Consider the following 14984-nt stretch of genomic DNA (forward strand, 5'->3'; position numbering starts at 1 on the left):
CATCAGATCTTGTAATCGTCCTTCAGGTCATCCATCAGACCATATTCAACAAGTATCTCCTCAAGTCTTTCCTGAGTCATGGGCTTGGGTATTACGAACATATCGTTCTGCTCGATCTTCTCAGCAAGTGCTCTGTATTCGTCAGCCTGCTTGGACTCGGGGAAGTGCTGGATAACTGTCTTCTTGCGTATCTCTGCACGCTGTACATCGTTATCACGGGGAACGAAGTGGATCATCTGTGTACCCAGTTCCTTAGCGAATGCTCTTACCAGCTCAGCCTCACGGTCAACGTTTCTGGAGTTGCAGATGATACCGCCCAGACGAACGCCGCCCTGTCTTGCATATCTCGCGATACCCTTTGAGATATTGTTTGCTGCATACAGCGCCATCATTTCGCCGGATGCTACTATGTATATCTCCTTAGCCTTGCCCTCACGGATAGGCATTGCGAAACCGCCGCACACAACGTCACCGAGAACATCATAGAATACATAATCAAGATCTTCGGTATATGCACCCAGTCTTTCCAGCAGACCGATAGATGTGATGATACCACGTCCTGCACATCCTACGCCGGGCTCAGGTCCGCCTGATTCTACGCACTTTGTACCCATGAAGCCCTCTTTGAGGATAGCGTCCAGCTCGATCTCGTCCTCACCCTGATCTCTCAGAGTATCCAGAACGGTCTTCTGGTGCAGACCGCCCAGCAGAAGTCTTGTTGAATCTGCCTTAGGGTCGCAGCCGACTACCATTACATTGTTTCCTCTTTCAACCAGACCTGCTGTCAGGTTCTGAGTTGTTGTTGACTTACCGATACCGCCCTTGCCGTAAATTGCGATCTGTCTTAATTCCTTTGCCATCTTACTTTACCTCATTTCATATAATTGATATATCGTATACCTTTGTGGTACTGTGATATATTCTTTTTTAACAACATATTAATTTTTCTACCCGTGTGAGAATGTATCCTTACGGGATAACCTCTTTAAGTTTGTGTATATCTTGCTTCCCAGATCTTCACCGCCGGGAATGCCTACCGCATCTGCGCGGCATCTCTGACAATGCCTGAAAACATCGATATACTTTGAAGCTTTCAGTACCGCTCTCTCGAACTCCATGCAGTCGGGTTCGCGGCAATCCTTCAGCTTTGCGTTCGGTATAAGCGGGATAATATTGTATATATCCGCACCTGCTTCCGCAACGGTCTTTGCCACTTCTTCGATATGATCACCGTTTATCTCGGGAACGAACACGGTGTTCACCTTTACTGTTATTCCTGCCTCGCTTATTATGCGTATACCCTTCAGCTGCTGCTCGATGAGTATCTCAGCGGCTTCAACACCGGTGTAGTGCTTGCCATGCCATACGATACCATCATTGAGCTGAGCTTCTATCTCAGGATCTACAGCGTTTACAGTCACCGTAAGTGAATCCACACCCACGTCAATTATCTCCTGAGCCTTTTCAGCCAGCAGCAGACCATTAGTGCTCATACACTTCACAAGCTGCGGAAACTCCTTCTTTACCAGCCTGAATGTTTCCAGCGCGTATGGACTTGCAAGTGTATCACCCGGACCTGCTATACCTGCTACGTGTATGGCAGGACATAGTTCAAGTGCCTTGCCGATAGCCTCTATGGCTTCCTCAGGTGAAATGACCGTCGAGGTAACACCCGGACGTTTCTCGTATGTATTTACGCTGCGCTCACAGAATCTGCACTGGATATTGCAGGTCGGGCTGACAGGCAGATGCATACGACCGTTGCCGCTGTTTGGTCCCTTTGCAAAGCATGGATGCTTTGTTGTCAGTTCTTCGTATGAGACCGCCATTTGTCCACCTCCCATTGTTTTTCTTCCATCAGCAGACATAGTGCCTGCTCTATACTCAGAGGGATCTGGTATACTCTTATACCCTGCTCCTCTATATACTTCTTAGCTCCCGGACCTGCTCTCTGAGCTACCACTGCGCTGACATCGCCAAGCGCATCCAGGGCTGCTGCAAATCCCGATACCTCATGTTGTCCGCCGTTACATGACGGTTTCACATCAACGTGACCGCCAATATCATAGTCGTCCTTCTCAGTATCGATCTCTGCGATATAAAACTTTTTTGCCGCACCGAAATGCTCGTTAATGTTTTCGCCGTCGCTGCTTGCAAATGCGATCTTATAAATCATCTAAACCATCTTTTCTCCATCAGCCGAATAATCCCGTGCTGAAATATCTGTCACCTCTGTCCGGCAGGACTGCAACGATAACGCCCTTTTCGATCCTCTTTGCCAGCTTCAATGCCGCAGCGGCCGCAGCACCTGAGGATGAACCTGCTATGATTCCCTCATTACGTGCAAGCTGTCCTACTGTCCTGAAAGCATCATCGTCATTCACCTTGATGACTTCGTCTACCAGACCTATGTCCATCGTTTCAGGTATAAAATCATTACCGATACCCTCAATATTATAATCGAAGTGTTCGCCGCCTCCTATGGTCGAGCCTTCGGGGTCTGCAAGCACGCCAACGATATTCGGGTCATGCTCCTTGAGGTATCTTGCTATACCTGTGTAAGTTCCGCCGCTGCCTGCGCCTGCGACGAAATGTGTGACCTTTCCGCCGATATCCTCCCATATCTCTCTGCCCGTATTCTCATAATGTGCCAGAGGATTGTTGGGATTCTTGAATTGCTCCAGTGATATCGAATCGGGTATCTGTGCTTTAAGCTCCTCAGCCTTGCGCACAGCTCCCAGCATTCCCTCAGCGCGGGGTGTATTTATCACCTCAGCCCCCAGCGCCCTCATAAGAGCTTGTTTTTCAGCGGAAAACTTAGTCGGGACTGTGAATATTACTCTGTAGCCTTTTCCAAGTGCTGCGAATGCTATACCGAGTCCCGTATTGCCTGCGGTAGCTTCTATAATAGTACTGCCCGGCTTTAAGCGTCCCTCTTTTTCAGCAGCAGCTATCATGTATTCGCCTATGCGATCCTTAACACTGCCCGAGGGATTATACATCTCCAGTTTACCATATATCTGTACATCGGGGGAGACCCCCATATTATTCAGCCTCACAAGCGGTGTGTGACCTATGAGGTCATGCATATTCTCATATATCATATCACTTTACCTCGCTTGCTTTTATTGCATTGTCAAGATCTTCCAGTATATCGTCTATATTCTCGATACCTATGGAAAGTCTTATCAGACCATCTGTTATGCCTACCTTTTTACGTATATCCTCAGGGATAGATGCGTGTGTCATGCTTGAAGGATGGCATACCAGTGATTCAACACCACCAAGACTTTCTGCAAGTGTGATAAGCTGCAGACTTTCAAAGAACACTCTGATATCGTAGTTGTCCTTCAGCTCGAAGGATATCATCACGCCGCCGTTCTTAGCCTGTTTCCTGTTCACCTCATAACCCTTGTCAGATTCAAGTCCCGGATAATGAACGCTCTTAACAGCTTCATGTCCGGTAAGGAATTTTGCAGCAGCCTCAGCATTAGCTACGTGCCTGTCAAGTCTTACTCCCAGTGTCTTGATACCTCTTATCAGCAGGAAACTGTCAAACGGAGGAAGTACTCCGCCTGTGGAATTCTGTATGAAAGCTATCTTTTCAGCAAGCTCCTTGGTCTTTACAACTGCAAGACCTGCAACTACATCACTGTGTCCTCCGAGATACTTGGTAGCTGAATGTACTACTATATCAGCACCCAGTTCAAGGGGTCTTTGCAGATAGGGGGTCATGAATGTATTATCAACTATCACCAGAAGATTATGCTTGTGAGCTATCTCAGCGATCGCCCTTATATCTGTTATTGTCATCAGAGGGTTTGCAGGACTTTCGATCAGTACTGCCTTTACATCCTCTGTGATATCCTTCTCAAAAGCAGCAGGATCATCAGTTTCTGATATCGTATAGTTTATACCGAAGTGATCAAATACCTGATTCAGCAGCCTGAAAGTACCGCCGTATACATTTGAGGATATCAGCACCCTGTCACCCGTATGCAGAAGACTGAGTACAGCAGTTTCAGCAGCAAGACCGCTCGCAAATGCAAATCCTGCATATCCTCCTTCCAGTTCTGCGATAAGTGCTTCAAGTGCTTCCCTTGTGGGATTGCCTGTACGGGAATATTCATATCCTCTCATCTTGCCAAGACCATCCTGCTTGAATGTTGAGGTCTGATATATAGGTACATTCACAGCACCCGTTCTTTCGTCAGTGGATATACCGCCGTGTATCAAAGCTGTTTCTATTTTTTTGTAACTCATATCTTTCATTCCTTTCATATTTTTCCTATGTGCTTGGTATGAATTAATGATACACGATAAATCCGATTTAGTCAACAGCGAAGCGTGATAACGTTATCACGTCTATGTTCCCCATGTCATGATTTCTATATCCCGGCGGGTGATTTCAGGATGTTAGAGTAAATAATTTTTTGATCAATTATTAATCTCGCCGTTACGGAGATAACGTTGTCACGCTGTATCCCCCTGAATACTTGCTTGTCTTCTCGCATCCGTCAGCACTTTTATATGTATTTGCCCAAATCCAGTGATAACGTTATCGTTTTATTGCAAGCATTATGCCGACGATCTGTCATCGGCATTAAACTTATATTTATATATAGTACTCAGGTTCGTTGAGCTCTCTGTAAGGCTGGCAGCTCTCACGTATGACCAGCGTACCTTCCACCTCCAGCCGCGATACTATTTTATGACCGCCTTTTATGCGGTCAAGCAGCAGCATCAGTGCGAACCTTACCATTTCGTTTTTCGGAAGTGATATGGTCGTCAGCATCGGCTTGGTATACTGTGCCGCCTCAATATCATCACTGGATATCACTGACGGTGCATACCCGCGTCCTCTTCGCCTGTTTAGAGCTTTCAGCATACCCACAGCCAGGATATCATTTGCACAGTATATACCCGTAGGCGGATCATCCAGATTGCTGAAATATTCCATAGCCGCGATACCGTTAGCCTCATTGGGCAGCGTATCGAAGATATGATCAATATCAGGTGAAAGACGGTTGTTTGTCAGCGCCGCCTGATATCCCGCAAAACGCGATTCATTATGGCAATCACCAACGTATCCTATTTTTGTGTGTCCCAGCTTTGCCAGATACCCAACAGCCGTCTGTGCTATCCTGCTGCCGTCACACAAGACCTCGTCCGCCTCGTAATTAGTTGAATTACGGTTTATGGAAACTATATTCTTTTCCTTGGTTTTAAGCAGCTTCAGCGCTCTGGCTGTAACCTTGCCTATCACAATCAGCCCGTCGGAATGCTGTCCCGATGAAGGATAAAGCTCATCTGTCAATATTTTTAGCCTGTCAGTCTTACTCAGCTTTTCATCAGAGAACTCAGCGTTATGCCATATATTACCTATTATACAGCTGCTGTTGCGAAGTTCCTTTTCCAGGGTCATCAGCATTTCTTCATAAAACGGATCTGTAGTTTCATGAGCAAATCTGGTCAGCAGTATATTCACGTGGTATATCTTGTCCTCATTCCTGCTGCCCGATCTAAGGGAACGTGCGCTCGCATTCGGTATATAGTTGATCTCACGTGCTGCTTCCAGCACTCGCTTTCTCACATCTTCGCTGGAGCATTTGTGGTTGGGATCACTAAGTATCCTGCCGACCGTCGAGACTGATACACCCGTCATTTCGGAGATCTTTTTCAGAGACACCCAAACACCCTCCTTTCCGCTATTTCATATCGGGATAATATGAATTATACCAAATATCTGGAAATTTGTCAACAGGATAAATGTTAACTTTTTTTAACTTTGCAGCATTGGATCCCTCAACTTCATTTCTTTATTATATATACATTTATAATAATAATTTATACCTCAGCTATTGGTATAGTTTAAAGCTATATCTATCTATGCATAATAAGTATTTTACTTTCACCTAATGATGTGATATAATATTTTATAGAAAATCATATAGGTTTAATATGATATTAAAAATCATGGTTATCCCTTTAACACACCACAGATAATTTACAATGCTGTCCAAATAAACAGACCTCAAAAACCGGAAAATATAGTATAATAGTGACAGGAAACGAAAGGAGCTGTCGCTATGTCAAAAAGATTTCCGAAACCTGAGATCACACTTGATGGGATATATTCAAAGTTCGCAGATGAAAGCTTTTGCAAGGATTTTCTGCTTGATATCCGCTTTGAAAAGGGCTTTGCCTGCCCGTTTTGCGGTGGCTCTGAGTACCGCAGGATAAGGTCACGCCATCTGCTGCGCTGCAAGTTCTGTAAAGCAGATATATCCGCCACAAACGGAACTTTTATGCACAGAACACATATTCCGCTCAGACTGTGGATAGTCACCGCATTCCTCATTATGAGCAACAAATGCAGTGTTTCTGCTGTTACGCTGATGAGGTCTTTGGGGGTGACCTACAAGACTGCATGGTACATCCTTCACCGCATCAGAAAAGCTATGAAATGCCGTGAAGAACGCTATTTGCTCGACGGAATCGTTGAACTTGATGACACGTATCTCGGTGCTCCGACTCACGGTAAAAAGCGCGGCAGAGGTACTGAAAAAGTCAAGATGATCGTAGCTTTATCGAAGAACGCAGCAGGAAATCCCGAGTACGTTAAAATGAGAGATGTGCCGAATTTAAAGGGTATAACTGTGGGTAGATTTGCCAGGGATAATATCCGCGCTGGCTCGAAGATCGAGAGTGATAATGCTCGAAGTTACAAGAAACCGTTGGCACAGAAATACTTCCATGTTTTTGAAACATATGATCCGACAAGCGGTCAGCTGAATTGGATGCATAAAGTTATATCAAACTTCAAAGCAATGATCATGGGAACTTACCACGGAAACGAAAAGATCCACACAGCGTTATATGCTGCCGAATACTGTTACAAATTCAACCGTCGTAAGCTGGGAAACAGTGCGTATTTAAGGCTTTTGGCTGCTTTGGTGCAGTGATCTTACTTGTGGTGTGTTAAGGGGATAACCATATTAAAAATTGGAGGAAATACACATGAATACATCTATAATCGGTTATCCCCGTATCGGCGGACTCAGAGAACTCAAATTTGCAAGTGAGAAGTATTTCAGAGGTGAGATAGATCAGGCTGAACTGGAAAAAGTTGCTAAGCAGATAAGACTTTACGATCTTGATCTTCAGAAGAAAAGCGGTCTTGACTTTATCCCTTCAAATGATTTCTCATACTATGACGGCGTACTTGATACAGCTTTCCTGCTGAATGCTGTTCCCGAGAGATATACCTCACTTGGTCTTTCTCCGCTTGATACCTTCTTTGCAGCAGCAAGAGGCTATCAGGGCGAAAAGGGCGATGTTAAAGCACTGGCTATGAAAAAGTGGTTCAACACCAACTATCACTACATCGTACCTGAGATCGACGATGCTGCAGATATCAAGCTGGCAGGTACCAAGCCTTTTGATCTCTTCAATGAGGCACTTGAGAACGGTGTCAAGACCAAGCCTGTTATCGTTGGTGCTTACACCTTCCTGAAGCTTGCGAGATATATCGGCAAAAAGACAGCCGCTGATTTTGTTGATGCAGCAGCTGCAGCATATTCCGAGATACTGAAAAAATTTGCAGATCTTGGCGCTGAGTGGGTACAGTTCGATGAGCCATCCCTCGTAATGGATATGACAGCTGAGGACAAGAAGCTGTTTGTATCTCTCTATGAAAAGATACTCTCTGCAAAGGGCAGTGTCAAGGTTCTCGCTCAGACATATTTCGGTGATGTAAGAGATGTCTATACCGAGCTCACTTCCCTCGCATTTGACGGCATCGGTCTTGACTTCGTAGAGGGCAAAAAGTCCCTTGAGCTTGTAAGGGCAAACGGTTTCCCCAAGGATAAGATCCTGTTTGCAGGTCTTGTAAACGGCAAGAATATATGGAAATGCAGCTACGAAAAGGTACTTGCAAATCTTGAGATCCTCAAAGCCAATGCAGGCGAGATCGTTATAAATACATCATGCTCACTCCAGCACGTTCCCGTTACCCTTGCAAATGAAAGCAAGCTCCCCGAGAACGTAAAGAAGCACTTCGCTTTTGCAGAAGAAAAGCTGGCTGAGATAGCAGAACTGAAGAAGATCACAAGCGCAGATGCCCCCGAAAAGACAGAGGAATATCTTGCGAACAAGGCTCTCCACAGTGAAGTACGTTCAGGTGCTAACGACGAGGTAAGAGCAAAGGTCGCAAAGCTGACAGATAAGGATTTCACAAGACTGCCCGCATTCGCAGAGCGTGAAAAGGTACAGAAGGAGCGTTTCAAGCTGCCTCTCTTCCCTACCACTACCATCGGTTCCTTCCCTCAGACCGCTGATGTTAAGGGCGCAAGAAAGGATCTGCGTACAGGCAATATCACCAACGATGAGTATGAGACATTCATGAAGAAGAAGATTGCTGAGTGTGTAGCACTTCAGGAGGAGATCGGTCTTGACGTGCTCGTTCACGGTGAGTTCGAGAGAAATGACATGGTCGAGTATTTCGGTGAGTGCCTTGATGGTTATATTTTCACCGAAAAGGCATGGGTACAGTCCTACGGTACAAGATGCGTTAAGCCTCCCGTTGTATGGGGCGATATATCCAGAGCAAAGCCCATGACCGTTAAGTGGTCTGTATATGCACAGAGCCTTACCTCCAAGCCCATGAAGGGAATGCTCACAGGTCCTGTTACAATACTCAACTGGTCATTCCCCCGTGAGGATATATCCCTCAAAGAAAGCGCACTGCAGATAGCACTTGCTATCCGTGAGGAAGTGCTTGACCTTGAAGCTAACGGTATCAGCATAATCCAGGTAGATGAGGCTGCACTCCGTGAGAAGCTCCCTCTCCGCCGCGCTGACTGGAGAGAAGATTACCTTGACTGGGCTATACCCGCGTTCAGATATGTTCACAGCGGTGTCCGCCCCGAAACTCAGATCCATACTCATATGTGTTACAGTGAGTTCGCTGATATCATCAAGGATATCGACAATATGGATGCTGACGTTATCACATTCGAGGCATCACGTTCCGATCTTACTATACTCGATGTTCTGAAAGAAAACAACTTCCGTACTGAGGTAGGTCCCGGCGTTTACGATATCCACTCGCCCAGAGTTCCCTCCAAGGAGGAGATCAAGGCAGCTGTGGCAAAGATGCTTGACCGTATCCCTGCTGAAAAGCTGTGGGTAAACCCCGACTGCGGACTTAAAACAAGAGGCACCAAGGAAACCGTTCCCAGCCTTACAAACCTTGTTAACGCTGCAAAAGAGGCAAGAAATGAAAACAGCTGATATTTTTAAAAATAAGACCGTTTTTTCGCTGGAGATATTCCCTCCCCGCCCTGACACCGATGAGAGCGTCATTTATGACACTCTCGATCACCTGACTGATATATCCCCCGATTTCATCAGTGTGACCTACGGTGCAGGCGGTGGAAAGAACGGCAGCAGAACAATAAAGATCGCATCAGATATACAAAACCGTTATGGTGTAGAGAGCGTTGCACATCTTCCCTGTATTGGTCTTACCAAAGAACAGGCACGTGTTATACTCGACAGTATGTCTGACAACGGGATCGAGAATATACTCGCACTGCGCGGTGATCTTCCCGAAGGCAGTACACCTGCAGGAGATTTCCGCCATGCAAGCGATCTTATCAGCTTTATAAAAGAAAACTACAGCTTCAATATCCTGGCAGCCTGCTATCCTGAGATCCATCCGGAAAGCAGGAATGCTGTGGATGACCTTCACTGGCTGAAGCATAAGGTAGATTGCGGTGCTGATCACCTTATCACACAGCTTTTCCTTGATAACAGCTATTTCTGTGATTTCAGAGAAAAAGCATTACTGGCAGGTGTTGATGTACCTATCGAGGCAGGTATCATGCCTGTGACAAACAAACGTCAGATAGAGCGTATGGTAAAGCTTTGCGGAGTAGATCTTCCTAAGAGATTCATTCGCGTTCTTGAAAAGTATGAGCACGATCCCAACGCGCTCCGTGATGCTGGTATAGCCTATGCCATAGATCAGATCACCGATCTTATTGCGCTGGGCGTTGACGGCATACATCTTTATACCATGAACGATCCATACGTTGCCCACAGGATATTTGATGCTGTGCATAATATGCTGGCGGTAAGATCATTAGTATCATAACATAATGCTATCTTATGTACCCCTGAATACTTAACAAAGAGTTCCCATTGGATGATCACACCAATGGGAACTCTTTTTACATATCATTTTCTTACACGTCTGTCAAAGGTACTGTAATAAGCCGCCTTATCATCAAACATTTTTGATTCTGCCAGGCGGATCAGCTCATTTATCTTCAATGATTTTCTTGTATGGTACTCATAACCTATGGCAGCATGATATCCGCGTTCTGTTATACTTATCCTGATATTATCTATACGTTTTTCGATCTCGTCACGATCAATATCTGCAGCAAACGCAACGAACTCGTCGCCGCCAACGCGGTAGCTGTCACGTCTTCCGAACTGCTTTTCTACACATTCTGCCACAAAGCAAAGCATCTCATCACCTGCTTTATGACCCTTTGTATTGTTAAGCTCATGCAGACCATTTGCGTCGATATATACGCAGCAGATAGCTTTTTTGAACATATTCTGATACTCAGTGATCCTCCATTCATAGCAATTGCGATTATTAAGTCCGGTCAGCTGATCAGTTTCACTCATAACCTTCAGTTTGTTCTCAAGAACATATCCCTTTATTTTGGCTCTGTATACTACAGCCTCAGATACTACCGATAACGCACCGAATATCACCGCATCAGTAACATCCACCGAAAGCACAGGATCAGTCTTGGTAATATGTGCCATTATAATGAAAGCAATTATATACGTCAGAAGGCTGCCTGCCATCCTGATAGGTCTGTCAACAAATATCAGCGGTACAAATATAAGCATGACCATGAAAGTTACGGTCTGTTCTTCGGGTCTGGTAATAGTTGCTATGGCGATGCCATATATAAGAAAGACAGATACTGCCATATATACCGAAACATACGAAAGGGCCAGCCATTTTTTTGCAGCAAGTGAAACCGCCACCTGTATCAGTGAGAACACCATACCAAATATAAATACGTTGCGCGAGGAGGAGAAACATTCCTTCGTGAATGACAGCAGATACATCGCAAATATCAAAACGGAGGCAACTGATGCGAAGAAAAATGCTATCGTTCGGTTTGATTCTTCAAGCCTTCGCTTTATCGAATCATAGCTTTCAGCATCGGTATCACCATATAATGCGAATCGTTTTATACGTTCAAGCATAATATCAACCCTCCGTATAATTTATTGACAAATCTTCATAAAAGTATTATAACAATAAATTAAAATTTTGTCAACCCCTCACAGTAATAAACACACAAATATACTTTCAAATATTACAAATATATAAAAAATCGACAGTTTCCGAAGAAACTGCCGATCTTTATAAAAGGACTGATCTTTAATTACTTAACTGTAACAGTTATAGCGTTCTTGATAGGATCAGTTGTATTCCACTTACCGTTAACTCTTGCAGCAACAGCTACCTTGTAGGTCATGCCGGGAGTAAGGTTCTTAGGAGTTACATAGCTGTTTGTGGTGATGTTAGTTGTCTGAACTCTCCACTTACCAGCCAGATATACAGCGATGCCGTACTTGTCAGCGCCCTGTACCTTGTCCCATACGAACTGGATCTGGTGATACTGAGTGCTGTAGTTAGCCTTTACGTTTGTAGGATAATCAGTCTTGATAGGAGAACCACCAGCATTATCCATCATGAATGTTGTCATCCATACCAGAGGAGCGTTCCAGTTGATGGTTACTTCGTTTACAGACCAAGACTCTGCGCTGTCTACGTAGCACTTCTGGTTAGCCAGTGTGCCTCTCTTGTAGCCCAGACCGCCGATGTAAGGATCCTGCATACCTGCACCAGGACCACCGGACAGAACGCCGTTAGGAGCCTTCGGGAAGGTAGGATCTACACCCTTAGACCAGAATCTGTGGTGAGGCCATTCCATAGTCTTGTCGCCGTAACCGGAAACATAGGAGAAGCCAAGACCGTTACGTCCGTAGATGTAGTCGAGAGCTTCAGCTGCACCGTTCAGGTACTTAGAGCCCTTAGAAGCATCATAAGCGTAAGCAAGTACCATTGCGTTGTTGATTACGAAGGAGTTTGAACCCCACTCATAACCCTTAACCTTAACACCAGCACCGATGTTGATAGCATCCTCGAATTCAGCCTCTCTGTAAGGAATACCCATGCCTTCCTTAGCCATCTGACCCAGGTAAGTATCACCAGCAGATGTGATAGAAGACTTAACAGCACTCTGCTCGGAAGGAGAGAGTCTGGAGGGGTTCAGGTACAGAGAAAGGGTACCCAGACCGGAAGTACAACCCCAGTTGAAGGAGCTGAATGAACCATTGTTCTCGCCGCCGCCCAGGTTAGTTGTCAGGCTGAATGCCTTATCCTTGCGGGAGTTATCGTTAGGATTGCTGTACTTCTTCAGGAAGTTATAGTATGTAGTATCGCCTGTTGTTGCGAAGAGCTCGCAAGCTGCCCAGTAAGCATCGTCGCCTACGTATGTATCGCCGTAAGCACCGCCACCGATAGCCTGATCCAGAGGAGCGAAGTAAGGATCGGTAGAAGAATCACCCTTCTTGATGTTCCACTTGCTCTCCTTAGCAATTATAGCCTTCCAGCTGTTCTGAGCGTTAGTCAGACACTCCTGTGCGAAGCTGTCATCAATGCCCTTCCACAGACGTGCTGCCTGTGCTGCGCAAGCGATCATGTTGAATGTAGCTGCATAGGTTGCGGGCTTAACTATACGAACTGTGCCCCAGCCCTTCTCGCCGTTCTCCATGGTCTCCTTATCATAGTCCCAAGACTTGGTAGCCAGACCTGTCCACTTGTGGTCGTGCAGCTTGTGATATACAAATCCGTCGCTGTCGATCATCTTGAACATCCACTCGAGCTCAACTCTTGCTTCATCCAGGATATCAGGAGCCTTGTTACGATTCTCAGGGATAGCTATAGTGCCGTTTGTCCACTTAGCAGCGGTACCGTTCTTCTTGGTGAACTCATAGTCATTCTGGAGAGTCCATACGGATATACCACCGTTAACAACGTACTTACCGTGGTCACCAGCATCGTACCAACCACCTGTACCGTCGATGGTCTTGCTCTTCTCAACGTCAGAAGCGTCACCAGCATAGGACTTAACCCACTTGCTCTGTACATAAGCTGTATCAGGGTTGTGGCCGTACTTGCTGTGAGACAGAGCGCTCTTATCACCGGAGGTGATGTACTGAGACTCTATCGGAACACCGGAACGGTTCTGATAATAGTAGTTCATGGAGTCCTTCAGCAGCTGCTCATTATAGATGCTGTCGCTGATCTCGAACTCATGGCTCTGGTTCATTACATACTGCTTTTTGGTCTGAGGATTTGTCCACATCAGCTTGTTGCCGCTGAGCTTGGTATCATTTACGCCCTTAGAAAGCAGTACCTGTGTGCCGGATACGCCAACAGTATCCTTAACAAATATAGTATAGGTACCAGTAGTCTTGAAATCAGAGAAATCAATGATATGTACGTAAGCGCCGCTGTCCTTCAGTCTTGTTACGCTTTCACTGCCCATCTGAACAGTAGTAGTCTTGCTTGTACCTGAATCAGGGTCAGCACCGAATACCTTTGTTGTACCGGTATACTTAACGTTGCCGCTCTTGTCTCTGATCTCATACTGCAGAGGTGAAGAAGCGTCAGTTACGTAAGAAGCCTTCTTAGCAAGGTTAGGATAGTAACCCAGCTGGTTCAGACGAACGTTGCTCTCAGGTCTTACAACACCCATCTCATTTTCTGGATTCCAAGTTCCGGGACCGATCAGAGAAAGATTATCGAACTTCAGAACTGTTCCGTTAGGGAAGCAGTCTCTGGGCTGATACTCACCCTGTCCGCCGTAGTGGAATGCCCACTCAGCAACGTCAACATCTGCTTCAGCAGTAAATGTTGCATCAAACTCGTTGTGACCTGCCTTTATCGGTACGCAGTCCCAGCACTGATTGAATGTGCCGTCTGTGTTGTTATTGTGCCATACTTCAACAGTTCCGCCGTAGTTACCGATCTTAGTGTAGATCTCACCGGAGGTAGAAGCATCAACTTCCCAGTGCACAGTATACTTCTGACCCTTCAGGATCTTGAGACCTCTGTGACGAAGCTGGAGATCCCATCTGGACTCGGGACCATCATTGTTTACGATAGTTACGTTGTAAGTACCGCCGCTGATGTCAAATTTCTGCTTAGCGGGGTTAGTCTCACAAGTGTGCCAAGGCAGACCTACGCCTGCATTGAAATCAGTCTGACCAAGCTCCTGACCAGCGAATACACTCATAGGAGCAATTGCTGCTGCTGTGGAAAGAGAAACTACTGTTGCCAGAAGACCGCTGGCGAATCTTTTCATTGGTTTCTGCATGGTTTTTAACCCTCCCTGAAAAAATAGATAAAATAGATCGAACACAGTTCTGCATCAGTGCAACTGCCGAAGCTGTCATTTTTAATATAAGAAATAAGGAAGTCCTCAACGGACCTGCACTGCCCTTTTTTCCTCTTGCTATTATTATAATATATTTCTCAAAAAAGTCAATTGTTTTGATTAAATTTCATTTACTTTAACGATTACGAAGGGTGTTATTTAGACAATACGTACAACTCCAAAATTGTAAAAAGCTAAGCAACAGCGTGTTTTTCGTACAGTATATTAAATCCGTGGATAATTTTTGTTAATAGGTTTGACCATCTGATTATATAACTTAAAATATTCATAATTCTCAATATTCTTTCAGCTCATCCTGTAAAGTAATATTACTATACATAACACCTCACATTTATCATCGTTTTCCCTGATCGCCTGATAAGCCCGATTTCAAGGCATTTCACGTTCAGATCACGGATGATCTCCCCTGTGGCAAAA

The 14984-nt window shown here is 45.3% G+C and carries 11 protein-coding genes; 3 read left to right on the top strand and 8 right to left on the bottom strand.

What is annotated here, in order from left to right; translation table 11 throughout:
• Window positions 1-2: 2 nt before the first annotated feature.
• From nifH to RUMAL_RS12360, 6 genes are all read right to left on the bottom strand, one after another.
• Window positions 3-860, bottom strand: coding sequence for a nitrogenase iron protein (nifH, locus tag RUMAL_RS12335; RefSeq protein WP_002851636.1), 858 nt, complete (start codon window positions 858-860; stop codon window positions 3-5).
• An 87-nt stretch (window positions 861-947) separates the two neighbouring features.
• Window positions 948-1829: a radical SAM protein gene (locus tag RUMAL_RS12340; RefSeq protein WP_013499052.1), complete on the bottom strand. Its 882-nt coding sequence runs from the start codon at window positions 1827-1829 to the stop codon at window positions 948-950.
• Window positions 1805-2176, bottom strand: coding sequence for a NifB/NifX family molybdenum-iron cluster-binding protein (locus RUMAL_RS12345; RefSeq protein WP_013499053.1), 372 nt, complete (start codon window positions 2174-2176; stop codon window positions 1805-1807). The genes RUMAL_RS12340 and RUMAL_RS12345 overlap by 25 nt, the downstream gene beginning before the upstream one ends.
• A gap of 19 nt (window positions 2177-2195) precedes the next feature.
• Window positions 2196-3104, bottom strand: coding sequence for a PLP-dependent cysteine synthase family protein (locus tag RUMAL_RS12350; protein ID WP_013499054.1), 909 nt, complete (start codon window positions 3102-3104; stop codon window positions 2196-2198).
• Between the two features lies 1 nt (window position 3105).
• Window positions 3106-4263 carry a trans-sulfuration enzyme family protein gene (locus RUMAL_RS12355; RefSeq protein WP_028504093.1) on the bottom strand — a complete coding sequence of 386 codons (1158 nt, stop codon included), beginning with the start codon at window positions 4261-4263 and terminating at the stop codon, window positions 3106-3108.
• 352 nt (window positions 4264-4615) lie between these two features.
• Complete coding sequence (locus RUMAL_RS12360; RefSeq protein WP_013499056.1) at window positions 4616-5689, bottom strand: LacI family DNA-binding transcriptional regulator; 1074 nt, start codon at window positions 5687-5689, stop codon at window positions 4616-4618.
• A gap of 400 nt (window positions 5690-6089) precedes the next feature.
• Here RUMAL_RS12360 and RUMAL_RS12365 point away from each other — a divergent pair, with 400 nt between their 5' ends.
• Genes RUMAL_RS12365 through metF form a run of 3 tightly spaced genes read left to right on the top strand, consistent with a single transcriptional unit; the run spans window position 6090 to window position 10159 of the window.
• Window positions 6090-6965: an IS1595 family transposase gene (locus RUMAL_RS12365; RefSeq protein ID WP_013497884.1), complete on the top strand. Its 876-nt coding sequence runs from the start codon at window positions 6090-6092 to the stop codon at window positions 6963-6965.
• A 55-nt stretch (window positions 6966-7020) separates the two neighbouring features.
• Window positions 7021-9294 (top strand): 5-methyltetrahydropteroyltriglutamate--homocysteine S-methyltransferase, encoded by a 2274-nt coding sequence (metE, locus tag RUMAL_RS12370; RefSeq protein ID WP_013499057.1) that lies wholly within the window; start codon window positions 7021-7023, stop codon window positions 9292-9294.
• Complete coding sequence (gene metF / locus RUMAL_RS12375; protein ID WP_013499058.1) at window positions 9281-10159, top strand: methylenetetrahydrofolate reductase [NAD(P)H]; 879 nt, start codon at window positions 9281-9283, stop codon at window positions 10157-10159. The genes metE and metF overlap by 14 nt, the downstream gene beginning before the upstream one ends.
• A gap of 83 nt (window positions 10160-10242) precedes the next feature.
• Here metF and RUMAL_RS12380 read toward each other — a convergent pair whose 3' ends face one another.
• Together RUMAL_RS12380 and RUMAL_RS12385 are read right to left on the bottom strand one after the other, a co-directional pair.
• The gene (locus RUMAL_RS12380) at window positions 10243-11301 is read right to left on the bottom strand and encodes a GGDEF domain-containing protein (RefSeq protein WP_013499059.1); all 1059 of its coding nucleotides are present in this window, start codon (window positions 11299-11301) and stop codon (window positions 10243-10245) included.
• A gap of 182 nt (window positions 11302-11483) precedes the next feature.
• The gene (locus RUMAL_RS12385; RefSeq protein ID WP_013499060.1) at window positions 11484-14486 is read right to left on the bottom strand and encodes a glycoside hydrolase family 9 protein; all 3003 of its coding nucleotides are present in this window, start codon (window positions 14484-14486) and stop codon (window positions 11484-11486) included.
• Between the last annotated feature and the right edge of the window lie 498 nt (window positions 14487-14984).

Origin of the sequence: Ruminococcus albus 7 = DSM 20455 (assembly GCF_000179635.2) — a bacterium.
GTDB lineage: Bacteria > Bacillota > Clostridia > Oscillospirales > Ruminococcaceae > Hominimerdicola > Hominimerdicola alba.

Bases quoted from the DNA above. Each gene is read 5' to 3' on its own strand.
- nifH (WP_002851636.1), bottom strand. From the start codon at position 860: ATGGCAAAGGAATTAAGACAGATCGCAATTTACGGCAAGGGCGGTATC.
- metE (WP_013499057.1), top strand. From the start codon at position 7,021: ATGAATACATCTATAATCGGTTATCCCCGTATCGGCGGACTCAGAGAA.
- RUMAL_RS12380 (WP_013499059.1), bottom strand. From the start codon at position 11,301: ATGCTTGAACGTATAAAACGATTCGCATTATATGGTGATACCGATGCT.
- metF (WP_013499058.1), top strand. From the start codon at position 9,281: ATGAAAACAGCTGATATTTTTAAAAATAAGACCGTTTTTTCGCTGGAG.
- RUMAL_RS12385 (WP_013499060.1), bottom strand. From the start codon at position 14,486: ATGCAGAAACCAATGAAAAGATTCGCCAGCGGTCTTCTGGCAACAGTA.
- RUMAL_RS12345 (WP_013499053.1), bottom strand. From the start codon at position 2,176: ATGATTTATAAGATCGCATTTGCAAGCAGCGACGGCGAAAACATTAAC.
- RUMAL_RS12355 (WP_028504093.1), bottom strand. From the start codon at position 4,263: ATGAGTTACAAAAAAATAGAAACAGCTTTGATACACGGCGGTATATCC.
- RUMAL_RS12340 (WP_013499052.1), bottom strand. From the start codon at position 1,829: ATGGCGGTCTCATACGAAGAACTGACAACAAAGCATCCATGCTTTGCA.
- RUMAL_RS12350 (WP_013499054.1), bottom strand. From the start codon at position 3,104: ATGATATATGAGAATATGCATGACCTCATAGGTCACACACCGCTTGTG.
- RUMAL_RS12365 (WP_013497884.1), top strand. From the start codon at position 6,090: ATGTCAAAAAGATTTCCGAAACCTGAGATCACACTTGATGGGATATAT.